Below are 23554 nucleotides of genomic sequence, written 5' to 3'. Positions count from 1 at the left end.
CCTCGGCGCTTTCCGGTTCCGGCGCTTTCGCGCTTTTCCCTTTCGGCGTTTCCGACTCTATCAGATCCTTGCGGGCCTGACTCCCAGTCAGCGGGTTTGTCTTCCTGGCTCGTTGAGCCGTTCCGACGAGGTGAGACCTTAGCGGAATCCTTGCCCCCGACCTAATCGGTGGCCGTGTCTTTCGGACACGGATTCCTCATTCGCAAATACGCATGAAAACGAGACGACGAAGTGCGTCGTTCGTTCGAATGAGTGGTGCGGAATGGCTGTCCGGGGACCGACCGGAGTCGACGCTCACGTCGGACAACTCGGAGTACTTTACGGACCTCGGAAGTCTGTGTCAACCCCCGTCCTGGCTCCCTGATCAAACCCCGGGCAGGGGCCGCCGCTCGGCTCTACGCTGGGCCCCATGACCACGCATGCACTCGCGCTCAGCCTTCGCTGGTGGGCCGCCTGACGGCGGCCCACCTTCGACGCGAGCACGCATGCGCTCCACGGCCGCCGCCTCGGCGGCCGTTCGTGTTTCTGCCCCTGGGCAGTCGGTCGCCGAGTACCGGCAGCCACCGACAACGACAGGGAGCACGACGGACATGGCAAGGGTCTTCAGCGGGATCAAGCCGAGCGGGCACATGACACTGGGCAACTACCTGGGCGCCGTACGGCAATGGGTCGCCGCGCCCGACGACGGGCTGTTCTGCGTCGTCGACCTGCACGCGCTGACCGTGGAGCACGATCCGGCACGGGTACGGCGGCTGAGCCGCCAGGCTGCGGGGCTGCTGCTGGCCGCAGGGCTGGACCCGGAGCGGTGCACCCTCTTCGTGCAGAGCCACGTGGACGAGCACACCCGGCTGGCGTACCTGCTGGAGTGCACCGCGTCCGACGGGGAGCTGCGCCGCATGGTGCAGTACAAGGAGAAGACGGCGAAGGCGCGGACCTCCGGGGAGCAGGTGCGGCTGTCGCTGCTGACCTATCCGGTGCTGATGGCCGCGGACATCCTCGCGTACGGGACGGACGAGGTGCCGGTGGGCGAGGACCAGCGGCAGCACGTCGAGCTGACCCGGGATCTGGCGGTGCGGTTCAACCAGCGGTACGGGCACACGTTCACGGTGCCGCGGGCCACGCTGCCGCCGGTGGCCGCGCGGGTGATGAACCTGCAGGAGCCGACCTCGAAGATGGGGAAGTCCGATGACTCCGGTCCGGGCATCGTCTATCTGCTCGACGAGCCGGAGACGGTGGCGCGAAAGGTGATGCGGGCGGTCACCGACAACGAGGGCGGGGTCGTGTACGACCGGGTGGCGCGGCCGGGGGCGGCGAACCTGCTGGACATCCTGGCCGCCTGTACGGGCGGGGACCCGGAGCGGCTGGCCCGGGAGTACGACGGGTACGGGGCGCTGAAGCGGGACGTCGCGGAGGCGGTGGTGGAGGTGCTGCGGCCGGTGCGGGAGCGGCACGCGGAACTGGCGGCGGATCCGGCCGCGGTGGAGCGGGTGCTGCGGGCGGGGGCGGAGCGGGCCCGGGGCCTGGCCCGGCCGGTGGTGGACCGGGCTTACGAGGCGATCGGGCTGCTCGTGCCCTGAAGGCCGGTGGCCGTCGGGCGGCGGGGCCCCGCGGGTGCGGGGCCCCGCTGCCGGTCAGCTGTTGCCGGAGGCGAGTTCGCGGCTGCGGTCGCGGGCGGCTTCGAGGGCGGCGATGAGGGCGGCCCGTACGCCGTGCTTCTCCAGCTCGACGATGGCGTTGATGGTGGTGCCGGCCGGGGAGGTGACGGCCTCGCGGAGCTTGACCGGGTGCTCGCCGCTGTCGCGGAGCATCACGGCGGCGCCGATGGCGGCCTGGACGATGAGGTCGTGGGCCTGGGCGCGGGGCAGGCCGAGGAGGATGCCGGCGTCGGTCATGGCTTCGACGAGGTAGTAGAAGTACGCCGGGCCCGAGCCGGAGAGTGCGGTGGCGGCGTCCTGCTGGGACTCGGGGACCCGGAGGGTCTTGCCGACGCCGCCGAAGATCGCTTCGGTGTGGGCGAGGTCGGCCGCGGTGGCGTGGCTGCCGGCGGAGATGACCGACATGGCCTCGTCGACGAGGGCGGGGGTGTTGGTCATGACGCGCACGACGGGGGTGCCGGGGGCGAGCCGTTCCTCGAAGAAGGAGGTGGGGATGCCGGCGGCGCCGCTGATGACGAGGCGGTCGGCGGGGACGTGCGGGGCGAGTTCCTCCAGGAGCTTGCCCATGTCCTGCGGCTTGACGGTGAGGATGAGGGTGTCGGCGCGCTTGGCGGCTTCGGCGTTGCTGACGGCCTCGACTCCGTAGCGGGTGCGCAGTTCCTCGGCGCGTTCGGCTCGGCGGGCGGTGACCAGGAGCTTCGAGGCGGGCCAGCCGCCGCGGATCATGCCGCTGAGCAGGGCCTCGCCGATCTTGCCGGTGCCGAGGACTGCGACTGTCTGGGTCATGCGGACTCACCTCGCCGAACGTCTTGAAAGCTCGTACGGCGTCATCCTCGCACCCGGGCCGTGGTCCGGGGTGGGCTGTCCGATGCGTGGTCAGGGGGCCGGGGGCTGCCGGTCAGGCGGTGCGGCGACGGAGGGTGGCGGCGCCGAGGGCGAGGACGAGCAGGGCGCAGCCGGCGACGACCAGGACGTCGCGGACGAAGGTGGCGGTCATGTCGGTGTGGGTGAGGACCTCGTTCATGCCGTCGACGGCGTAGGACATGGGGAGGACGTTCGAGATGCCTTCCAGGAGGGGCTGCATGGTGTTGCGGGCGGCGAACAGGCCGCAGAGGAGGAGCTGGGGGAAGATCACGGCCGGCATGAACTGGACGGCCTGGAACTCGGACGCGGCGAAGGCGGAGACGAACAGGCCGAGGGCGGTGCCGAGGAGGGCGTCGAGCAGGGCGACGAGCAGCAGCAGCCAGGGGGAGCCGACGACGTCGAGGCCGAGGACCCAGAGGGCCGTGCCGGTGGCGAGGAGGGACTGGACGACGGCGAGGCTGCCGAAGGCGAGGGCGTAGCCGGCGATGAGGTCGGCCTTGCCGAGCGGCATGGCGAGGAGGCGTTCGAGGGTGCCGGAGGTGCGTTCGCGGAGGGTGGCGATGGAGGTGATGAGGAACATCGTGATGAGCGGGAAGATGCCGAGGAGGCTGGCGCCGATGCCGTCGAAGGTGCGCGGGCTGCCGTCGAAGACGTAGCGCAGGAGCGTCAGCATCAGGACGGGGACCGCGAGCATCAGGGCGATGGAGCGCGGGTCGTGGCGGAGCTGGCGCAGGACGCGGACGGCGGTGGCGGTGGTGCGGGCCGTGCTGTACGTGGTGGCGGTCATGGCTGGGGCTCCCGGGGGCGGAGGCTCGCCCGGCGGAGGTTCGCCTCGTCGACGAGGTGGAGGAAGCCGGCTTCGACGGTCTCGGACCGGGTGCGGGCGCGGAGGGCGTCGGGGGTGTCCTGGGCGAGGATGCGGCCCTCGCGCATGAGGAGGAGGTCGTGGCAGCGCTCGGCCTCGTCCATGACGTGGGAGGAGACGAGGAGGGTGGTGCCCCGGGTGCGGGCGATCTCGTGGAAGAGGTTCCACAGGTCGCGGCGGAGGACGGGGTCCAGGCCGACGGTGGGTTCGTCGAGGACGAGCAGTTCGGGGGTGCCGAGGAGGGCGACGGCGAGGGAGACCCGGCTGCGCTGGCCGCCGGAGAGCCGGCCGGCGAGGGCGTGGGTGTGGGCGGCGAGGTCGACGTCGGCGATGGCCCGGTCGACGTCGGCGCGGCGGGATTCGGCGGCGGCGCGGCCGGGGTTGAGGACGGCGGCGAAGTAGTCGAGGTTCTGGCGGACGGTGAGGTCGTCGTAGATGGAGGGGGCCTGGGTGACGTACCCGATGCGGGAGCGGAGGGCGGGGTGGCCGGCGGGGTGGCCGAGGACGTCGAGGGTGCCGGTGACGTGGGCCTGGGTGCCGACGACGGCGCGCATGAGGGTGGTCTTTCCGCAGCCGGAGGGGCCGAGGAGGCCGGTGATGCGGCCGCGGGGGACGTCGAAGTCGATGCCGTCGATGACGGTGTGGAGGGTCCGTCCGGTACCGCGGCGGACGGTCAGGGCGCGGGCGCGGACGGCGGGTGGGCCGTCGGGTGTTGCGTCAGGAGGGCCGTCGGGGGGTTCGAGCGGCTGGCCGCCTTCAATATTCCTCATGTGATGAATATTGCTCCTGGCGGTGCCGGGGCGTCAATGGTGGTGACGCTCCGGCCGGACGGCTTCTTGCGCTTCCGGACTACTTCTTGCGCTTGGGGCGGCGGGCGGCCGGGTTGCCGGTACGGGCGCTGCGGCGCCGGGTGTACTCGGTGAGGGCCTTCTCGTACTCGGCGCGGTGCAGCGCCTCGCCGGGGGCTTCCTGGAGGCAGCGGAGGAAGTACGCGATGAGCGAGCCGATGAAACCGATCATCTTCAGGCCCTTGAGGGACGCCTCGTCGGAGGACGGCCGCCGGCGGCTCTTGAAGGATTCCCAGGTCTTGAAGAAGGCGATGGCGCTGGAGATCGCGAAGAGGACGACGACCGAGATGGAGAGGAAGGGGCCGACGTCGCCGATCTCCAGGCCCTCGTATGCGGCGCGCAACAGGAAGGCGGCGGCGATGGCGGTGATCAGGGATCCTGCAGCCATGCCGGCTCGGCGCAGGGCGTAGCCGTTGTCGTGGTTCACCCAGGTGGTGCCGAAGAACTTGATCGGCTCGGGCTGGGGGCCGGCGGGGGCCTTGTCGGCCTTGTCCTGCTGCTGCGCCTGCTGCTGCTCGTCGCTCACGCCTGCGATTATCCCCCGCCGGGGCGGGAGCGGCCGGAGCGGTCCGGGTGCCGGACGGCCCCGGCCACCGGGGCTGCGCGGACGGGTCAGCCGCAGCGGTTGGCGACGTAGCCGTCGCTGCCGGTCTTGACGTAGGCGTCCGAGACGAACTGGCCGTTGCCGACGCAGTCCCAGATGTTCGTGGTGCCGTACGGGCCGGAGATCGTGGTCCCCGTGGTCTGGCAGTTGATCGTCACCCACGCACCCAGCGGCAGGACCTTCACGACCGAGTAATTGGTGCCGGGCCCACTGCGGACGTTCACCCGGTAGCCCGGTGCGACCGGATACGAGTCGCCCGAGTCGGCCGTGAGGGTCTGCGCCTCGGCCGACTTGTTCTCCATGTCCATTGATTTCTCCCCCCGTTGAGCGTCCCGCTCGACGACTCGCGCAGGGTAGCAGGACATGGCTGAATCGCATGCACCATCGACTAGGCTCCCCCGGGGGTGGTTGCCGATGCGGTCGGCACGTTCGGAACAGGCCGAATTTCCCGAGTACGCCGGGCAGTACCGGCTGGAATCCGTGCTCGGTTCCGGCGGCATGGGCGTCGTGCATCTGGCCACCTCCGCGTCGGGGCTGCGGCTCGCCGTGAAGGTCGTGCACGGCGAACATGCCGTGGATCCGGAGTTCCGGGCGCGATTCCGGCAGGAGATCGCCGCGGCGCGGCGGGTGAGCGGGGCGTTCACCGCGCCCGTCGTGGACGCTGATGCGGATGCCGAGCGGCCGTGGATGGCCACTCTGTTCATCGACGCGCCGACGCTCGCCGAGCGGGTGCGGGGAGGGGTCCTCGACGGGCCCGAGGTCGCGCGGCTGGGGGCCGGACTGGCCGAGGCGCTGCGGGACATCCACCGGGCCGGAGTGGTGCACCGGGACCTCAAGCCGAGCAATGTGCTGATGGCGGCCGACGGGCCGAAGGTGATCGACTTCGGTATCTCCCGTCCGTACGACAGTGACCTGCGGACGGAGACCGGGAAGCTGATCGGGACTCCGCCGTTCATGGCGCCGGAGCAGTTCCAGCGGCCTCGGGAGGTCGGGCCTGCGGCGGACGTTTTCGCGATGGGGTCGGTGCTGGTGCACGCGGCGACCGGGCGGGGGCCGTTCGACTCGGACAGCCCGTACATCGTGGCGTACCAGGTGGTGCACGACGAGCCGGACCTCACCGGTGTCCCGCCTCGGCTGGCCCGGATCGTGGAGCGCTGCCTGGCGAAGGAGCCGGGCCTGCGGCCGTCGGCGGACGAACTGATCGCGGAGCTGCGCGCGGCGGCCTACCCGACGTCGGAGGACACGCGCGCCTTCATTCCGCAGCCCAGGCGTCCCATCAGGTCGGAGGCCTCGGCCCCCTCCCCCGCCGACGAGCCGACTCACCGGCGGGCGCGGGACGAAACGGCGCCCCCGGCCCCCGGACCCCCGGCCGGCAGTCGGTCGGGGCTGCGCGGTCTGCGTCACCGGACCATGGCGATCGCCGCTGCCGGACTGCTGCTGGCGTGCGCGGCGCTCGGCGGGTACTTCGCCGTCAGCACGTCCACGCCGGGGGAACGCCGTACCGCTGCGGGTTCGGGAAGGCCGACGTCGTTCCTCCCGTGGGCGGTACGGCTCGGGGAGGAGCGGGCGGCCAACCGGACGCCGGCCTGTGCCTGGGCCTCCGGTGCCCTGTACTGCTCGGCCACCGGAATCGCAGCCGCGCGTGTCGAACCCGGGAACGGTGCTCGGACCTGGTCGGTTTCCGCGGGCTCCGCCAGTGCGACGGGCACGGCCCAGAACAGTGCGCCGCGGTCAGCCGGAAGGCTCCTGATCACGGTGCCGGACGGAAGTGAGAGGCTGCGCGCGCTCGACCCCGCGTCGGGCGCCGAGCGCTGGCAGAAGCGGCTGCCCGGTGGCGCGAAGGTGATCGTCGCGGGCGACCGGGTGCTGGTCATCGGCGTCGACGGCGGGGTAACGGCGCTGGACGTGGCGACGGGCAGTGTCCGCTGGGACCGGCAGGTGGCGGGGGTGGGCTCGCTGTGGGCCGTCGGTCCCGGCGACGGGGCCGGCGAGCGGTTGTACGTGGCCACGCCGAGCGCTGATGCCGCGACGACGCGGATCTCGGCGGTCGATCCGGCGACCGGCCACGAGCTGTGGCAGGTCACGACCCCCGGGCTGGTGGAACCGGTCGGTGTCACGCGGGGCACGCTCCACCTGTTGCTGAACGACAAGCGATCCCGGGCGGGGGCGGTCGTCCGTCTCGATCTCGGCACCCGCACGACGCGGACACTCCGACTCTCCGCGCCGATTTCGCAGCCACAGGCGGAGGTCGCACCCGACGGCGTGATGTACGTGTTCGGCACCGGAGGCACGTTGACCGCAGTGGGCGATCGGGCCGAGCTCTGGCGCCTGGAAACCGGAGCGCCTCTCGCCTCCCACCCGGTTCCCTCGGACGGCCGGGTGTACCTGATGGCGTCGGACGGGCGGCTGCTCGCGGTCGACGCGGCCGTCGGCCGGCTGGTCGGGCAGACGGATCCCCGCATGGGCACCGGGCCCAACACGTATGCGGGCACCAGGCCCGCGCCGGTCGTCGCCGGGGGGCGGGTGTTCGGGATGGCGCCCGACGGGTCGGTGTTCGCCGTGGACGCGGCGGATCCCGGGGCGTGGTGACGCCGTGACGGCGAACCCCGCCGGTCCGGGAGGGCGGCGGGGTTCGCGGGGAAGCGGGGCGGGGGCCCGGCGGGTCAGCCGAGCTTCGAGACGTCGCGGACGGCGCCCTTGTCGGCGCTGGTGGCCATCGCCGCGTAGGCGCGCAGGGCCGCGGAGACCTGGCGTTCGCGGTTCTTCGGGGCGTAGACGCCGCCGAGGGCCTCGCGGCGGGCGGCCAGGGTCTCCTCGTCGACCAGCAGCTCGATGGAGCGGCTCGGGATGTCGATGCGGATGCGGTCGCCGTCCTGGACCAGGGCGATGGTGCCGCCCGAGGCCGCCTCCGGGGAGGCGTGGCCGATGGACAGGCCCGAGGTGCCGCCGGAGAAGCGGCCGTCGGTGATCAGGGCGCAGGTCTTGCCCAGGCCGCGGCCCTTGAGGAAGGAGGTCGGGTAGAGCATCTCCTGCATGCCGGGGCCGCCGCGCGGGCCCTCGTAGCGGATGACGACGACGTCGCCGTGGGTGACCTGCTTGGAGAGGATCTTCTCGACGGCCTCGTCCTGGGACTCGCAGACCACGGCCGGGCCCTCGAAGGTCCAGATGGACTCGTCGACGCCGGCGGTCTTCACGACGCAGCCGTCGACGGCGATGTTGCCCTTGAGGACCGCCAGGCCGCCGTCCTTGGAGTACGCGTGCTCGACGGAGCGGATGCAGCCGCCCTCGGCGTCGAGGTCGAGGCTCTCCCAGCGCTCGGACTGGGAGAAGGCGGTCGCGGAACGCTTGCAGCCCGGGGCCGCGTGCCACAGCTCCATGGCCACCTCGGAGGCGGTGCCGGAGCGGGCGTCCCACTTCGACAGCCAGTCCTCCAGGTTGGCGGAGTGGACCGTGGTGACGTCCTTGTTCAGCAGGCCGCCGCGGTGCAGCTCGCCGAGGATGGCGGGGATGCCGCCGGCCCGGTGGATGTCCTCCATGTAGTACGTGCCGCCGGGCGCGACGTTCGGCGCGACCTTCGCCAGGCACGGGACGCGGCGCGAGACCTCGTCGATGTCCTTCAGGTCGTAGTCCAGGCCGGCCTCCTGGGCGGCGGCGAGGAGGTGGAGGATCGTGTTGGTGGAACCGCCCATCGCGATGTCGAGGGCCATGGCGTTCTCGAACGCCTGGCGGGACGCGATGTTGCGCGGCAGGACCGAGTGGTCGTCCTGCTCGTAGTGGCGCTTGGTGATCTCGACGATGGTCCGGCCGGCCTCCTCGTAGAGGGCGCGGCGGGCGGTGTGGGTGGCGAGGACCGAGCCGTTGCCGGGCAGGGCCAGGCCGATGGCCTCGGCCAGGCAGTTCATCGAGTTGGCGGTGAACATGCCGGAACAGGAGCCGCAGGTCGGACAGGCGTTCTCCTCGATGCGGAGGATGTCCTCGTCCGAGACGCTCTCGCTGACCGCGCTGACCATCGCGTCGACCAGGTCGAGCTTGCGGACGGTGCCGTCGACCAAGGTGGCCTGGCCGGCCTCCATCGGGCCGCCGGAGACGAAGACCACCGGGATGTTGAGGCGCATGGCGGCCATCAGCATGCCGGGGGTGATCTTGTCGCAGTTGGAGATGCAGATCAGGGCGTCGGCGCAGTGCGCCTCGACCATGTACTCCACGCTGTCCGCGATCAGGTCGCGGGAGGGGAGGGAGTAGAGCATGCCGGCGTGGCCCATGGCGATGCCGTCGTCGACCGCGATGGTGTTGAACTCGCGGGGGATGGCGCCGGCGGCCCGGATGGCGTCGGAGACGATGCGGCCCACGGGGGCGAGGTGGGTGTGGCCGGGCACGAACTCCGTGAAGGAGTTGGCGACCGCGATGATCGGCTTCCCGATGTCCTCGCTCGCTACGCCCGAGGCGCGCATCAGGGCGCGCGCGCCCGCCATGTTGCGGCCGTGGGTGACGGTGCGGGACCTCAGCTCGGGCATCGGGTTCAGCTCCCCATGAGTATGGACATTGCTCACTACGAGGCTACGCCTCCTGATCGCGATACGGACAGGGCGTCCGGATCTCGGGACGGGAGGGTCAGTCTTCGGTCAGGGTTCCCTCAGGTCGGGCCGCCCTCGGGCCGGATCGCCATCGGATCAGGCTTCCGTCAGGTACCGCTGCAGGGTGGGCGCCACGAGTTCGACGATGGCCTCCGGGTCCGCGGACGCGAGGGGCTCGACCTGGACGACGTACCGGAGCAGCGCGATGCCGACCATGTGGGAGGCGGCGAGCTCGGCGCGGAACGTCGGCTCGGGGACGTCGAGGTCGGCCGCCACCCGCTCCAGGACGCGGCGCAGCACCAGCTGCCGGAGCACCTTGGCGGCGGCCTCGTGGGTGAGCGCGGACCGGATCACGGCGAGCAGCGGGGCGCGGGTGACCGGGTTCTCCCAGACGCCGAGGAAGTAGCGGGTGAGGCGTTCGCCGATGCCTTCGGGGCCCTCGCCGATCACGGCGGGGACGATGAGGGCGGGCTCCATGCTGACCTCGACGGCGGCGGCGAAGAGGTCGTCCTTGGTGCCGAAGTAGTGGTGGACCAGGGCCGGGTCCACGCCCGCGGCCTTGGCGACGCCGCGTACGGAGGTCTTGTCGTAGCCGCGCTCGGCGAAGACCTCGCGGGCTGCGAGGCGGATGCGTTCCTGGGTGCTGGGGCCGTCGTCGGCCGCGTCGCGGGGCGGGCGGCCGGGGCCGCGGCGGGGGCGCGGGGGTTCGGCTGCGCCGGCGGGGCCGGCCGGGCCGCGGGCGGAGGGGCTCATGAGCGCGGCACCCGCCGGTGGGCGTCGCGCCCGGCGGGCTTCGGGCCCGCGGGGGTGGCCGGATGCGGGGCGGCCCGGCGCGGGACCTGGGTGGTGGCGTTCGCGGCGGCGCCCGTGGCGGTGGCCAGGTGCAGGCGGGTGAAGGCCAGCGCCTCGGCGAGGTCGGCCTCGCGCTCCGCGGAGGACATGGCCCGGCGGGTGTTGACCTCGATCACGACGTGGCCGTCGAAGCCGCTCAGCGCGAGGCGTTCGAGCAGCTCGGCGCAGGGCTGGGTGCCCCGGCCGGGAACGAGGTGCTCGTCCTTGGCGGAGCCGTTGCCGTCGGCGAGGTGGACGTGGGCGAGCCGGTCGCCCATCCGGTCGACCATGGCGATGGCGTCGGTCCGGGCGGTGGCGGTGTGCGAGAGGTCGACGGTGAAGTGGCGGTAGTCGTCCTTGGTGACGTCCCACTCGGGGGCGTAGGCGAGCATCTCGCGGTCGCGGTAGCGCCAGGGGTACATGTTCTCGACGGCGAACCGTACGTCGGTCTCCTCGGCCATCCGCCAGATGCCGGTGACGAAGTCCCGGGCGTACTGCCGCTGCCAGCGGAACGGCGGGTGTACGACGACGGTGGACGCGCCGAGCCTTTCGGCTGCCGCCCGGGCGCGGCGGAGCTTGGTCCAGGGGTCGGTGGACCACACCCGCTGGGTGATCAGCAGGCAGGGGGCGTGGACGGCCAGGATGGGCACCTGGTGGTGGTCGGACAGCCGCCGCAGAGCTTCGACGTCCTGGCTGACCGGGTCGGTCCAGACCATCACCTCGACGCCGTCGTAGCCCAGGCGGCCTGCGATCTCGAAGGCGGTAGCAGTGGACTCGGGGTAGACCGAGGCAGTGCTCAGCGCGACCTTCGCGTTGGGGATCCGGACGGGTTCTGCCACGGGGACAGCGTACGGGCCGCTCAGCCGGGCGGCCCGGCCCGGGGGAAAACCCGTCCCTCCCCTCGGGCCCGCTCCGGCCGCTCCGGCCCGCTCAGGCCGGGCGCCCCTAACCCATGTGGTCCAGCCGTCGGAGGATCAGTCCCTCGCGCAGGGCCCAGGGGCAGATCTCCAGCTGGTCCACGCCGAAGAGGTCCATCGCGGCCTCGGCGACCATCGCGCCCGCCAGGAGCTGGCCGGAGCGGCCGTCGGAAACGCCCGGGAGCTCGGCGCGCCGGGCCGCCGTCATCGACGCGAGCCGCGGGACCCATTCCTCCAGGGCCTTCCGGCTCAGGTCCCGCTGCACGTACAGGCCGGCCGCCGAGCCCGCCGCGCCCGCGATCCGGGCCAGCTGCTTGAAGGTCTTGGACGTGGCCACCACGTGGTCGGGGGTGCCGAAGCGGCTGAACTCGCCGACCGACCGCGCGATCTGCGCCCGCACGTGCCGGCGCAGCGCCCTGACGTCCGCCTCGTCCGCGGGGTCACCCTGCAGCCAGCCGGCCGTGAGCCGCCCGGCGCCCAGGGGCAGCGAGACCGCCGCGTCCGGGTCCTCGTCGATGCCGTAGGCGATCTCCAGCGAGCCGCCGCCGATGTCCAGCACCAGCAGCTTCCCCGCCGACCAGCCGAACCAGCGGCGGGCCGCCAGGAAGGTCAGCCGCGCCTCGTCCTCCCCGCTCAGTACCTGCAGCTCCACGCCGGTCTCGGCCTTCACGCGGTCGAGCACCTCGTCCGCGTTCGGTGCCTCCCGCACCGCGGAGGTCGCGAACGGCAGGACCTCCTCGCAGCCCTTGTCCTCGGCCGCGATCACCGCGCCCGCGATCACCGAGACCAGCCGCTCCACTCCCTCCGGGCTGACCGCGCCGGAGTCGTCGAGCAGCTGCGCCAGCCGAAGTTCCACCTTGTGCGAGTGCGCGGGGAGCGGCCGCGCACCCGGGTGCGCGTCCACCACCAGCAGATGGATCGTGTTCGAACCCACATCAAGGACACCGAGTCTCATATGCGAAACGCTACTGGCCCGGACGAGGATGGGTGACCCTAGGGGCGCTTAGGCTTGGGTTTGTGCCGAATACGAAGAAGGCCAATACGAAGAAGACGGCGAAGACGGCGAAAACGGCCGGGCCGGCCGTCGAGCCCGATGAGAAGGGCCTCGACTTCCCCCGGGCCTGGGTCGAGTTCCCCGACCCCGCCGACGAGGAACAGGTCTTCCGCTGCGACCTGACCTGGCTCACCTCGCGCTGGACCTGCATCTTCGGCAGCGGCTGCCAGGGGATCAAGGCCGGGCGGGCCGAGGACGGCTGCTGCACGCTCGGCGCCCACTTCTCCGACGAGGACGACGAGAAGCGCGTCGCACAGCACGTGGCACGGCTGACCCCCGACCTGTGGGAGTTCCACGACGTCGGCAGCAAGACGGGATGGACCCAGTTCGACGACGACGGGGAGAAGCAGACCCGCCGCTGGAAGGGCGCGTGCATCTTCCTGAACCGGCCCGGCTTCGCGGCCGGCGCCGGCTGCTCCCTGCACATCCTGGCCCTGAAGGAGGGCCGGGAGCCGCTGGAGACCAAGCCGGACGTCTGCTGGCAGCTGCCGATCCGGCGGACCTACGAGTGGATCGACCGGCCCGACGACACCCGGGTGCTCCAGGTCACGATCGGCGAGTACGACCGGCGCGGCTGGGGTCCGGGCGGCCACGACCTGCACTGGTGGTGCACGTCGGCGACGTCCGCGCACGGGGCCGGCGAGCCGGTCTACGTCTCGTACCGGGCCGAGCTCACCGAACTGATGGGCAAGGACGCGTACGCCGTGCTGGTCGAGCTGTGCGAGGCCCGGCTGGCCTCGCTGCTGCCGATGGCGCCCCATCCGGCCGACCCGGTCTGAGTACTGTGATGCCGTGACGCCGTGATGCCGTGACGCCGTGACGCCGCGATCACGGTTCCCGGTGGTCCGGGTCCGGTGGTTCCAGCGCTGGGAGGGGTCGTGCGCAGACATGTCCGGGTGGTGGCGGGGGCGGCGGTGTCGCTGCTGGTGATCACGGCGGCCGCGGCGTGCGGGCCGGCGGACGGGGGTGACCCGGCGCCGGGCTCCTCGCCCCCGGGGACGACCTCGGCCGCGGTCACCGCGTCGCCGACGCCCACGACCACAGGCACAGGTGCCGGCACCGGCGCCGGCACGGCCGGCCCGACGCCGGCTTCCACGTCCGCTCCCTCGCCCGCGTCGACGTCCGTGGCCACGCCCCCGGCGGGCGGGAGGCCGACGGGCACGACGGCGCCCGCTTCCTCCTCCGCGCCGGCTCCTTCGTTGACCGGCACGCCGGCCAGGCCCGAGCCGAAGCCGCCGGTGTCCCCGTCCGTGCCTCCGCCGCGGGACTAGCGGGGCCGGAGGGACCAGCGGGACCAGAGCAACCGGGGTGTTCGTCAGGGGCCTGAAGGGGCCGGGGAAACGGTTCCGCCCGAGGAGGGCTCCGGGGTCGGGATCGGGGTCGACGTCTCGGTGGGCACGGGCTCCGGCGTGGAGGTGGCCGTCGGGCTCGGAGTCGGCGTCGGTGTGGGGCCCGGGGGGTCCGTGGGCGCCGGTGTCGGCGTGGGTGTGGGGGTGGCGGCCGGGGGCGGTTTCGGAGTGGCGGGCGGGCGGCCGCGGCCCTGGATCGCGATCACCGCGTCGCCCGGTTCCACGCCGACCCGGCCGGTCCACGGGCCCGCCGGCTGGCCGGCCCGGTCCACGGTGATCCACAGGGTGACCGATTCTCCCGGTGCCAGCGTGCCCCAGGTCCGCTCCGCCCGCAGCCACGGTGCGTCCGACCAGAGCCGCCACTGCACCGGGGCACCGCCCGACGCGGTGAGCCGGAGGTGGGTGATGCCTCCGCGGGAGACCGCGTCCACCTCGATCCGGCCCGGCCGGGCCGGGCCCGGCGGGGTGCCGGTGGGGGCTCCGGTACTGATCACCTCGACCGAGACGTCGGAGTCCGGGTGCGCCCGGCCGTTGTCCGCGAAACCGGGCGAGGCGCCGGCGCGGGCGGCGTTGCCCGCGTTCTCGTACGCCGGGTAGGGGCCGCCGTCCGGCTGCGCGGGTTCCTCGGCGCCACTGGCGGAGATGCGGGTCGCGCCCGCTCCCCCGGTGGGCTCGCCGGTGCTGGGAGCGCCCCGGTAGGCCGCCCACAGGGCCAGCACCGGCGCGGCCACCACGGTGGCGACCACCGTGGTGGTGACCGCCCGGGCCCGGATCCGGTCGCGGCGGGCGGCGCGGTCCCGGGGGTGCATCGGGAAGCCGGTACGGGTGAACCGGGGCGCGGTGGCGCGCACGGAACGGGCGGCGCCGATCCGGGCCGCGTGGACCGCCCCGCGCGGGGCGGGGACCAGCGGGAGGGCCGCCGTACGGGTGCCGCCGGAGCCGGGCCAGGGACCGCCGGCCCCGACCCGCTCGGCGAGCCGGCGGCAGCGCGGGCAGTCGTCGACGTGCCGGACCAGCTCGACGCGCAGCGTGGTGGAGAGCAGGATCTCGCTGTCGCCGGCGAGCCGGGCCAGGGCCGGACAGACGCCGGTCTCGACGACGGCGAGGGCGGCGCGGGTCCGCTCGACCTCGCAGGCGGCGCCGGAGAGCAGCTCGCGCGCGACGGCCGGGGGCGTGCCGAGCACGGCGGCGAGTTCGGGCACGGCGAGCCGGTGCCGGACGGCGAGTTCCAGCGCCTCGCGCTGCTCGGGGGTGGTACCGGCGGCTTCCGGCCAGGCGAGCCGGGCCAGCTCGGCCTGCTCGGCCGGCTCGGCAGCCTGCCGGTGGTCGGCCCCGGCCCCGGCCCCGGCCTCGGTGTCGTTGTCGTCGTAGGTGCCCGGGGCCGACGTACCGGAGGTCACGGGCGGGGCCGTCGACCCGGCGTGGGCGGCCGGTGCGCCGGTCTCCGGGCCGATCGTGCGCCCCCTGTGCTCCGGCGCACGCCCTGCGGAGTGCGCGCCCCCCGCTGCGGACCCCGGAGCGGCCCGTCCCGCCGGCCGGCCTTCGGTCCGTCCCGATCCCCGTACCGGTCTGCCGTGCCGGACGGCCCGCCGCTGCTCGCCGAGGCGGCGCAGACAGGCCCAGCGGGCCAGCGCGTACAGCCAGGACCGGCGCTCGCCCTCGCCGGGACACCGTCCCGGGTAGCGCTCGGCCACCGCCAGGACCTCGCCGAGCACCGCGACGGCGGCCCCGTGATCGCAGAGCACGGACAGGCAATAGGTGAAGAGGCCGTCCAGGTACGGCTCGTGCGGGGAGGCGGGCGGCTGCTCCTCCTCCGAGGGGGTACGCCCGTGCGCCCGGTGTGCGCCGGTGCACGTGTCGGGTTGTGCCTGACTGCTGCTGGTCACTGGGCGACCGTAGGCGGCGGGCCGGTGACGCCTTGGAAGCCTTGGGCAGTTTTAACCCTTACGGGTGACCAGATCGGCCAAAACAGGACAGCCTCCCTGACGCCCGCGGCCCGCGCCGACCCACCCACCGCCCCGCCCACCCCCGCCCGCGGCCCGGGCCTGTCGGTGGCGGCCGTTACGGTGGGGCGCATGGCTGCCCGTACATCCCGCTCATCCGCCAAGGACCGGCCGTCCTACCGCTGCACCGAATGCGGCTGGACGACCGCGAAGTGGCTCGGCCGGTGCCCCGAGTGCCAGGCCTGGGGCACGGTCGAGGAGTACGGCACCCCCGCCGTGCGGACCACCGCCGCCGGGCGGGTCTCCTCCGCCGCCCTGCCCATCGCGCAGGTGGACGGCCGGCAGGCGACGGCCCGGAGCACCGGGGTGGACGAACTGGACCGGGTCCTCGGCGGCGGGCTGGTGCCCGGCGCGGTGGTGCTGCTGGCCGGCGAGCCGGGCGTGGGCAAGTCCACGCTGCTGCTGGACGTGGCGGCGAAGGCGGCGAGCGAGGCGCACAAGACCCTCTACGTCACGGGCGAGGAGTCGGCGAGCCAGGTACGGCTGCGGGCGGACCGGATCAACGCCCTCAGCGACCACCTCTACCTGGCGGCGGAGACGGACCTGTCGGCGGTGCTCGGGCACCTGGACGCCGTACGGCCCTCGCTGCTGGTCCTGGACTCGGTGCAGACCGTCGCCTCGCCGGAGATCGACGGAGCCCCCGGCGGCATGGCGCAGGTCCGGGAGGTGGCCGGGGCGCTGATCCGGGCCTCCAAGGAGCGCGGCATGTCCACCCTGCTGGTGGGCCACGTGACCAAGGACGGCGCGATCGCCGGACCGCGGCTGCTGGAGCACCTGGTGGACGTGGTGCTGCACTTCGAGGGCGACCGGCACGCGCGGCTGCGCCTGGTGCGCGGCGTGAAGAACCGGTACGGCGCGACGGACGAGGTCGGCTGCTTCGAGCTGCACGACGAGGGGATCACCGGGCTGGCGGACCCTTCCGGGCTGTTCCTGACCCGCCGGGCGGAGCCGGTCCCGGGCACCTGTCTGACGGTGACCCTGGAGGGGCGGCGCCCGCTGGTCGCGGAGGTGCAGGCGCTGACGGTGGACTCGCAGATCCCCTCGCCCCGGCGGACCACCTCGGGTCTGGAGACTTCCCGCGTCTCGATGATGCTGGCGGTGCTGGAGCAGCGCGGCCGGATCAGCGCGCTGGGCAAGCGGGACATCTACTCGGCGACGGTGGGCGGGGTGAAGCTCTCGGAGCCGGCCGCGGACCTGGCGATCGCGCTGGCCCTGGCCTCGGCGGCGTCGGACACCCCACTGCCGAAGAACCTGGTCGCCATCGGCGAGGTCGGTCTGGCGGGCGAGGTGCGGCGGGTGACCGGCGTCCAGCGGCGGCTCGCCGAGGCGCACCGGCTGGGCTTCACGCACGCCCTGGTCCCGGGCGATCCGGGCAAGGTCCCGCCGGGCATGAAGGTGATCGAGGTGGCGGACATGGGCGACGCCCTGCGGGTCCTTCCGCGCAGCCGGCGGGCCCCCGCCAAGTCGCCGGAATAGTCGGTTCCGCCCCGTGTTCCCGGGCCCGGGCCCGGGAAGCTCCGGCGGGGCCACAGCATGCGCCGGTAGACTTTGGGCTGGTCCGCCCACCCCCGCGCACGCGGGGCGGGGCGGCGAAACCCGCGACCGGAGGAGTGCAGTGGCAGCCAAGGACGGGGCAGCAGCATCCGGAAAGTCCGGCGCGAGCTCCAAGCACGACGCGTTGATGCGCGCGTCGCTGACCGCCGTCGCCCCTGGTCAGGCCCTGCGTGACGGCCTGGAGCGGATCGTCCGCGGCAACACCGGCGGACTGATCGTCCTCGGCATGGACAAGGCCGTCGAGGCGATGTGCACCGGCGGTTTCGTACTGGACGTGGAGTTCACCGCCACCCGGCTGCGGGAGCTGTGCAAGCTCGACGGCGCGGTCGTCCTGGACAAGGACATCACCAAGATCCTGCGGGCCGGCGTGCAGCTGGTCCCGGACGCGTCCATCCCCACCGACGAGACCGGCACCCGGCACCGCACCGCCGACCGGGTGTCCAAGAGCTGCGGCTTCCCGGTGGTGTCCGTCTCCCAGTCGATGCGGCTGATCGCGCTCTACGTGGACGGGGAGCGCCGGGTCCTGGAGGAGTCCGGGGCCATCCTGTCCCGCGCCAACCAGGCGCTGGCCACCCTGGAGCGGTACAAGCTGCGGCTCGACGAGGTCGCGGGCACGCTGTCCGCGCTGGAGATCGAGGACCTGGTCACCGTCCGCGACGTGACCGCGGTCGCCCAGCGGCTGGAAATGGTCCGCCGGATCGCCACCGAGATCGCCGAGTACGTGGTCGAGCTCGGCACCGACGGCCGCCTGCTCTCCCTCCAGCTGGACGAGCTGACGGTGGGCATCGAGGCGGAGCGGGAACTGGTCATCCGCGACTACGTTCCCGAGCCCACGGCGAAGCGTTCCCGCACGGTGGACGCGGCGCTGGCCGAGCTGGACTCGCTGACCCACACGGAGCTCCTGGAGCTGCCCGTGGTCGCCCGCGCGCTCGGCTACACCGGCTCCCCGGAGAACCTGGACTCCGCGGTCTCGCCGCGCGGCTACCGGCTGCTGGCGAAGGTGCCGCGGCTGCCCGGGGCGATCATCGAGCGGCTGGTCGAGCACTTCGGCGGGCTGCAGAAGCTGCTCGCGGCGAGCGTGGACGACCTGCAGACCGTCGACGGCGTCGGCGAGGCCCGCGCCCGCAGCGTCCGCGAGGGGCTGTCGCGGCTGGCGGAGTCGTCGATCCTGGAGCGGTACGTCTGACGCCCCCGGTCGTCCAGCGCAATCAGCAGTACCAGGGGGGCGTCAGGAGGAGAGCTCCGGGTCCGGCTCGTCGCCCGGCTCCGGCTCCGCCGAGGGCGGTCCCGACGGCGGGGATCCGCTCGGCTTCTTCCCATGGGCTCCGTCGCACCACAGGTTCACCCTGACCAGCGTCGTGCCGTCCCGGTCCGGCCGGGGCGACGCGGTAGCCGTCCAGTTCCCCTTGCGCAGGCTCAGCGCGGCGATCGCGGGGTCGAGTGCGAGTCCGTCCTGCCAACCCCGCTCCCGGGCTTTCGCCTCGCTCTTGCGGAGCGCCGTGTCCACCGCCCCGGCGTCCGCTCCCGGGCCGTTCGACGCGGTCCCGGCGAGCCGTCCGGTCAGCCACTCCGTGCATTCGAACTGGATCATGTCCTGCGGGTCTCGGGCGACGGTGAAACCGGCCGCCTCCAGGGAGTCGGTCAGCTCCCGCACCACCGTGTCCACGGGGAGGGGCGGGCCGGAGTACCGCGGGGGCAGCGGCCCGAGGTCCTTCAGGGGATGGGCGCAGGCGGTCGCCGCGAGCAGCAGGGCTGCCGCGGCGGACAGCAGCCCGGTGGTTCGTATCCGCGCCCTCCGCACGTTCGGCACCGCCCTCAGTCCTGCTTGATCACGAAGGAGATCTGGGCGACGGGCATGCCGGGGGCCTTCACCTCGACCATGTACGTGCCGGCCACCGCGCTGCCCTCGGGCGGGTTCGCGCACTGACCGGCGGCGCTGAACTTCCGGTCCCACTCCAGCGTCTGGCTGGTCTGGCCCTGCGCGGTCACCCGGTAGAAGACGTTGCCGGGGCCCGGCGGGCAGTGGTCGGAGGACCAGACCGCCTTGCTGGTGCTGCCCTGAATGATGGTCAGCACGGCCTGCCTGGGCCCGAGATCGACCTTGCAGCTGGTGCCGGAGACGTTGCGCGCGACGAGTTCCAGGCGCGGCCGCTCGCCCGCCTCGTACTCGTTCTTCGCGCTCTTGACCTCCCAGCGGAGGGAGTTGGGCGCGCAGGTGGGCAGCGGGGAGGTCGCCGGGACCTGGCCGGCGCCGGCACCGCCGGACCCGCCGCCGGTACCCGTACCGCCGGAGCCGCCGCCCGTGCCGCCGCCCTGGTCGCCGTTCTTGCCGCCGCCGGAGTCCCCGCCGGTACCTCCCGAAGCGGAACCGCCGCCGGAGCCCGTACCGCCGCCTCCCGACTCGTCGCGGCCGCCCGGGGCTCCGGTGATGGCCGGGCCCTTGCCGGGGGCGCCGGGGGTGATGGAGGCGAGGGGATCAGGCCCGTTGCCCCCCTTGCCGTTGTCGTTCACCTTGCCCCCGCCGGAACTGACGGTCCATACGGCGAGGAGCGCGAGGAGCGCCACGACGGACGCCAGAACCGCCCTCCGTCGCCAGTAGATGGAGGAGGGAAGCGGCCCGACCGGATTGCGCAGTGATCCCACGGAGGGAACTCTACGAGAGTCCGGGAGTCGATCAGTGCCCCACATGCCGGGCGGCACAGGTGTTTTGGCGATGATCAGTCCGGAGGGGTGCGCGTGACCTCGGGCAACTGCGGGGATCCGGCCATCGGCGAGGCGAACCCACCAGTCCGCTTTACATACTCTTGGTGTTCATGGACAGCTCCGCGCTCTATCGCGACATCACCGACTTCGCGCACACCACCCCCGGTTGGGTCCGGACGACGGCCGAGGTGTGGACCGAACTCGGCCTGCTCCTCTTCGGAGTTCTGTTCCTCGCCCTCTGGTGGCGGGCCCGCGGCCTCGGCCCGCACGCCTTCGCGGCCGCCCTGCTCGCACCGCTGGTCACCGCCTTCGGGTACGTCGTCTCGGAGCTCGTGAAGTCCTTCATAGAGGAGGAACGTCCCTGCCGGGCCGTGGCCGGCGCGGCCGCCCCGCTGATCGACTGCCCCGCCTACGGCGACTGGTCCTTCCCCAGCAACCACTCCGCGATCGCCGGGGCCGCCGCGATCGCCATCGCCCTGGTCCTGCCCCGGCTGGCCCTGCTGACCGTGCCGATGGCCCTGCTGATGGCCTACTCCCGCGTCTTCACCGGCGTGCACTACCCCCACGACGTCGCGGTCGGCCTGCTCCTGGGCGGCGCGGTGGCCGCCGTCCTGATGATCCTGCTCACCGGTACGACCAGTCGGCTGATCAGCACCGTCCGCTCCAGCGGGGTCGGCCCGGCGGTCTGGTTCACCGGTCCGGGCCCGGCGCGGTAGGCCCCGTTCGTGCCAGGATGCGGAGTGTCATGACTGCTACCTCCGCCGCCGCGCACGCACTCCACGCCCCCGTCCTCGACTGGTTCGACCAGAACGCCCGCGACCTGCCCTGGCGCCGCCCCGAGGCCGGCCCCTGGGGCGTGATGGTCAGCGAGTTCATGCTCCAGCAGACCCCGGTCAAACGGGTACTGCCCGTGTACGAGCAGTGGCTCGCCCGCTGGCCCCGGCCCGCCGACCTGGCCGCCGAGGCCCCCGGCGAGGCCGTCCGCGCCTGGGGCCGGCTCGGCTACCCCCGCCGCGCCCTGCGCCTGCACGGAGCCGCCGTGGCCATAACGGAGCGCCACGGCGGAGACGTACCGAGCGACCACGCGCAGCTGCTGGCCCTGCCCGGCATCGGCGAGTACACGGCCGCCGCCGTGGCCTCCTTCGCGTACGGGCAGCGGCACGCGGTCCTCGACACCAACGTGCGCCGGGTCTTCGCCCGGACCTCCACCGGCGTCGAGTACCCGCCGAACGCCACCACCGCCGCCGAGCGGCGCCTCGCCCGGGAGCTGCTGCCACAGGACGAGGCCACCGCCGCCCGCTGGGCCGCCGCCTCCATGGAGCTCGGCGCCCTGGTGTGCACCGCGAAGAGCCCCGACTGCGCCCGCTGCCCGGTCGCCGGCCTGTGCGCCTGGCGGCTCGCCGGGAAACCCGCGCACGACGGGCCCCCGCGCCGCGGGCAGACGTACGCCGGCACCGACCGGCAGGTCCGCGGCAAACTCCTGGCCGTCCTGCGCGAGGCGGTCGGCCCGGTTCCGCAGGCCGTGCTGGACGCCGTCTGGGACGAACCCGTGCAACGGGCCCGCGCACTGGACGGACTGGTCTCCGACGGCCTGGTGGAACCCCTCGCCGGCGGCACCTACCGGCTGCCCCGCACATAAGCGGAACCTGTTTGTCAGTACCGCTGTTACACAACCTATGGCTAGCCGTGCGCCCACCGTGGTCTGGACCGGACAGCCTCGTGACAACGCGTCCGTACCTTCGAATCCACAAGCGACGGACGCGAAACGGTTGAGGAACGGAGGCGGTCTGAGATGGCGCACGGCGAGGTACTCGAATTCGAAGAGTACGTACGCACCCGGCAGGACGCGCTGCTGCGCAGTGCCCGGCGCCTGGTCCCGGACCCCACCGACGCCCAGGACCTCCTGCAGACCGCGCTCGTCCGCACCTACGGCCGCTGGGACGGCATCGCCGACAAGTCCCTCGCCGACGCCTACCTCCGCCGCGTCATGATCAACACCCGCACCGAGTGGTGGCGCTCCCGCAAGCTCGAAGAGGTCCCCACCGAGCAGCTCCCTGACGCCTCCGTCGAGGACGGCACCGAGCAGCGCGCCGACCGCGCCCTCCTCATGGACATCCTGAAGGTTCTCGCGCCCAAGCAGCGCAGCGTCGTGGTCCTGCGACACTGGGAACAGATGAGCACCGAGGAGACGGCCGCGGCGCTCGGGATGTCGGCGGGAACCGTGAAGAGCACTCTGCACCGGGCACTGGCCCGGCTCCGCCAGGAGCTGGAGAGCCGCGACCTGGACCTGAGGGCGCTGGAGCGCGGTGTCCACGTGCGTGACGAGGGGCGGGAGCGGTGCGCGGCCTGAGCGGCAGAGGTTCGCTGGTACTGGTGTCGGCGGGGGCGGTGGTCCTCGTCGGCACCGCGCTGTTCGTTGTGGGCTGCGCCTCCGGGGGCACCGGCCTCAAGGACGGCGGACCGGCCCGCACCGAGACGGTGGCCAAGACGGCCCCACCGCCGCTCCCCACCGGAAGCGGCGCGGCTTCCGCGCCGAAGGTGAAGATCGACCCGGTGGCACTGCTGAAGGCCGACCCGAAGGTCAGCCCGGAGATCAAGCGGGACCTCAAGCCGTGCACCGGCAAGGAGTTCCCGATCGACGTCAGCTACGGCAAGGTGACCGGCAACGACGTCCCCGACGTGGTGGTCAACGTCCTGTCCTGCGCCGACGCCATGGGGCTCGGCTCGTACGTGTACCGGGAGGACGACGACCGTCCGGGCACGTACGAGAATGTCTTCTCGGACGAACAGCCGCCCGTCTACGCCGAGATCGACCGGGGCGACCTGGTGATCACCAAACCGGTGTACGGCAAGAGCGACGCGCTCGCCTACCCCGAGGGGGAGGACGTGATCACGTACCGCTGGAGCGGCGCCAAGTTCACCGAGCACGACCGCGTGCACACCGATTACAGCAACGTGGTCGACGGCGGGGGCCAGCCCGCTCCGGCCGTGACAGAGAAGAACTAAAGGCGAGGCTTCCGCAATGGCCGAGACCCATGTGCTGTTCGTCGAGGACGACGACGTCATCCGCGAGGCCACGACCCTCGCCCTGGAGCGGGACGGATTCACCGTGACCGCCATGCCCGACGGCCTGTCGGGCCTGGAGTCGTTCCGGGCCAACCGCCCCGACATCGCCCTCCTCGACGTGATGGTGCCCGGCATGGACGGCGTCAGCCTGTGCCGCCGGATCCGCGACGAGTCCACCGTCCCGGTCATCATGCTGTCCGCGCGCGCCGACTCCATCGACGTGGTCCTGGGCCTGGAGGCGGGCGCCGACGACTACGTCACCAAGCCCTTCGACGGATCCGTGCTGGTCGCCCGGATCCGCGCGGTACTGCGCCGCTTCGGGCACGCGGGCGGCCCGGGCGCGGGCGGGAACGGCCAGGGCGACCCGGCCGCCGAGCGCGGCGTGCTCAGCTTCGGCGACCTGGAGGTCGACACCGAGGGCATGGAGGTCCGCCGGTCCGGGACCCCGGTGGCGCTGACCCCGACCGAGATGCGCCTGCTGCTGGAGTTCTCCTCGGCCCCCGGCACCGTCCTCTCCCGTGACCGGCTGCTGGAGCGGGTCTGGGACTACGACTGGGGCGGCGACACCCGCGTGGTGGACGTCCACGTCCAGCGCCTCCGCACCAAGATCGGGCAGGACCGCATCGAAACCGTCCGCGGCTTCGGCTACAAGCTCAAGGGTTGAACC

General features: G+C 73.0%; 22 protein-coding genes. 10 read left to right on the top strand and 12 right to left on the bottom strand.

What is annotated here, in order from left to right:
• The first annotated feature begins 590 nt into the window (after positions 1–590).
• Positions 591–1577, top strand: a complete 987-nt coding sequence (gene trpS / locus AC067U_RS12245; RefSeq protein WP_478829552.1) for a tryptophan--tRNA ligase — start codon at positions 591–593, stop codon at positions 1575–1577.
• A 54-nt stretch (positions 1578–1631) separates the two neighbouring features.
• On the opposite strand, the gene proC is transcribed toward trpS, so the two are convergent.
• The 5 genes from proC to AC067U_RS12220 form a co-directional block, all read right to left on the bottom strand.
• Positions 1632–2441, bottom strand: coding sequence for a pyrroline-5-carboxylate reductase (gene proC / locus AC067U_RS12240; protein ID WP_478829551.1), 810 nt, complete (start codon positions 2439–2441; stop codon positions 1632–1634).
• A 112-nt stretch (positions 2442–2553) separates the two neighbouring features.
• Positions 2554–3306: an ABC transporter permease gene (locus AC067U_RS12235; RefSeq protein ID WP_478829550.1), complete on the bottom strand. Its 753-nt coding sequence runs from the start codon at positions 3304–3306 to the stop codon at positions 2554–2556.
• Positions 3303–4154: an ABC transporter ATP-binding protein gene (locus AC067U_RS12230; protein ID WP_478829549.1), complete on the bottom strand. Its 852-nt coding sequence runs from the start codon at positions 4152–4154 to the stop codon at positions 3303–3305. Before AC067U_RS12230 ends, AC067U_RS12235 begins: the two co-directional genes overlap by 4 nt.
• A 79-nt stretch (positions 4155–4233) precedes the next feature.
• Positions 4234–4758, bottom strand: coding sequence for a hypothetical protein (locus AC067U_RS12225; protein WP_478829548.1), 525 nt, complete (start codon positions 4756–4758; stop codon positions 4234–4236).
• A gap of 86 nt (positions 4759–4844) precedes the next feature.
• Positions 4845–5144, bottom strand: a complete 300-nt coding sequence (locus AC067U_RS12220; RefSeq protein ID WP_478829547.1) for a peptidase — start codon at positions 5142–5144, stop codon at positions 4845–4847.
• Positions 5145–5250: 106 nt separating this feature from the next.
• Here AC067U_RS12220 and AC067U_RS12215 point away from each other — a divergent pair, with 106 nt between their 5' ends.
• Positions 5251–7425, top strand: a complete 2175-nt coding sequence (locus AC067U_RS12215; protein ID WP_478829546.1) for a protein kinase domain-containing protein — start codon at positions 5251–5253, stop codon at positions 7423–7425.
• 74 nt (positions 7426–7499) lie between these two features.
• Here AC067U_RS12215 and ilvD read toward each other — a convergent pair whose 3' ends face one another.
• The 4 genes from ilvD to AC067U_RS12195 all read right to left on the bottom strand — a co-directional run bounded on the left by ilvD (position 7500) and on the right by AC067U_RS12195 (position 12113).
• On the bottom strand, positions 7500–9350 hold the full coding sequence (ilvD, locus tag AC067U_RS12210) for a dihydroxy-acid dehydratase (RefSeq protein WP_478829545.1): 1851 nt from the start codon (positions 9348–9350) through the stop codon (positions 7500–7502).
• Between the two features lie 156 nt (positions 9351–9506).
• A complete protein-coding gene (locus tag AC067U_RS12205; protein WP_478829544.1) occupies positions 9507–10163 on the bottom strand; it encodes a TetR/AcrR family transcriptional regulator in 657 nt (218 codons plus the stop codon).
• A complete protein-coding gene (locus AC067U_RS12200; RefSeq protein WP_478829543.1) occupies positions 10160–11080 on the bottom strand; it encodes a sugar phosphate isomerase/epimerase family protein in 921 nt (306 codons plus the stop codon). Before AC067U_RS12200 ends, AC067U_RS12205 begins: the two co-directional genes overlap by 4 nt.
• A gap of 106 nt (positions 11081–11186) precedes the next feature.
• The gene (locus AC067U_RS12195) at positions 11187–12113 is read right to left on the bottom strand and encodes a Ppx/GppA family phosphatase (protein ID WP_478829542.1); all 927 of its coding nucleotides are present in this window, start codon (positions 12111–12113) and stop codon (positions 11187–11189) included.
• Between the two features lie 62 nt (positions 12114–12175).
• Here AC067U_RS12195 and AC067U_RS12190 point away from each other — a divergent pair, with 62 nt between their 5' ends.
• Positions 12176–12991: a DUF3109 family protein gene (locus AC067U_RS12190; protein ID WP_478829541.1), complete on the top strand. Its 816-nt coding sequence runs from the start codon at positions 12176–12178 to the stop codon at positions 12989–12991.
• Positions 12992–13527: 536 nt separating this feature from the next.
• Here AC067U_RS12190 and AC067U_RS12185 read toward each other — a convergent pair.
• Positions 13528–15447, bottom strand: a complete 1920-nt coding sequence (locus AC067U_RS12185; protein WP_478829540.1) for an RNA polymerase sigma factor — start codon at positions 15445–15447, stop codon at positions 13528–13530.
• 189 nt (positions 15448–15636) lie between these two features.
• Between AC067U_RS12185 and radA the strand changes: the two genes are divergently transcribed.
• Both radA and disA read left to right on the top strand, forming a co-directional pair.
• Positions 15637–17040 (top strand): DNA repair protein RadA, encoded by a 1404-nt coding sequence (radA, locus tag AC067U_RS12180; protein ID WP_478829539.1) that lies wholly within the window; start codon positions 15637–15639, stop codon positions 17038–17040.
• A gap of 139 nt (positions 17041–17179) precedes the next feature.
• A complete protein-coding gene (gene disA, locus AC067U_RS12175) occupies positions 17180–18304 on the top strand; it encodes a DNA integrity scanning diadenylate cyclase DisA (protein WP_478829538.1) in 1125 nt (374 codons plus the stop codon).
• A gap of 42 nt (positions 18305–18346) precedes the next feature.
• Here the strand turns inward: disA and AC067U_RS12170 are convergent, their stop codons facing one another.
• Positions 18347–18928: a hypothetical protein gene (locus AC067U_RS12170; RefSeq protein ID WP_478829537.1), complete on the bottom strand. Its 582-nt coding sequence runs from the start codon at positions 18926–18928 to the stop codon at positions 18347–18349.
• Between the two features lie 5 nt (positions 18929–18933).
• Positions 18934–19761 carry a hypothetical protein gene (locus AC067U_RS12165; RefSeq protein WP_478829536.1) on the bottom strand — a complete coding sequence of 276 codons (828 nt, stop codon included), beginning with the start codon at positions 19759–19761 and terminating at the stop codon, positions 18934–18936.
• A 170-nt stretch (positions 19762–19931) separates the two neighbouring features.
• Between AC067U_RS12165 and AC067U_RS12160 the strand changes: the two genes are divergently transcribed.
• The 5 genes from AC067U_RS12160 (at position 19932) to cseB (ending at position 23551) form a co-directional block, all read left to right on the top strand.
• Complete coding sequence (locus AC067U_RS12160; RefSeq protein WP_478829535.1) at positions 19932–20537, top strand: phosphatase PAP2 family protein; 606 nt, start codon at positions 19932–19934, stop codon at positions 20535–20537.
• Between the two features lie 29 nt (positions 20538–20566).
• A complete protein-coding gene (locus AC067U_RS12155; protein WP_478829534.1) occupies positions 20567–21460 on the top strand; it encodes an HhH-GPD family protein in 894 nt (297 codons plus the stop codon).
• A gap of 153 nt (positions 21461–21613) precedes the next feature.
• Entirely contained in the window at positions 21614–22171 is a 558-nt protein-coding gene (locus tag AC067U_RS12150) for a SigE family RNA polymerase sigma factor (protein ID WP_365117561.1), read from the top strand.
• Positions 22159–22827 (top strand): hypothetical protein, encoded by a 669-nt coding sequence (locus tag AC067U_RS12145; RefSeq protein WP_478829533.1) that lies wholly within the window; start codon positions 22159–22161, stop codon positions 22825–22827. The genes AC067U_RS12150 and AC067U_RS12145 overlap by 13 nt, the downstream gene beginning before the upstream one ends.
• A 16-nt stretch (positions 22828–22843) precedes the next feature.
• Positions 22844–23551 carry a two-component system response regulator CseB gene (gene cseB / locus AC067U_RS12140; protein ID WP_478829532.1) on the top strand — a complete coding sequence of 236 codons (708 nt, stop codon included), beginning with the start codon at positions 22844–22846 and terminating at the stop codon, positions 23549–23551.
• Positions 23552–23554 lie beyond the last annotated feature (3 nt).

Source organism: Streptomyces sp. NPDC043853 (genome assembly GCF_056436025.1).
Note: the sequence above shows the minus strand (reverse complement) of the source record. Positions and strands in the feature narration are given on the sequence as shown.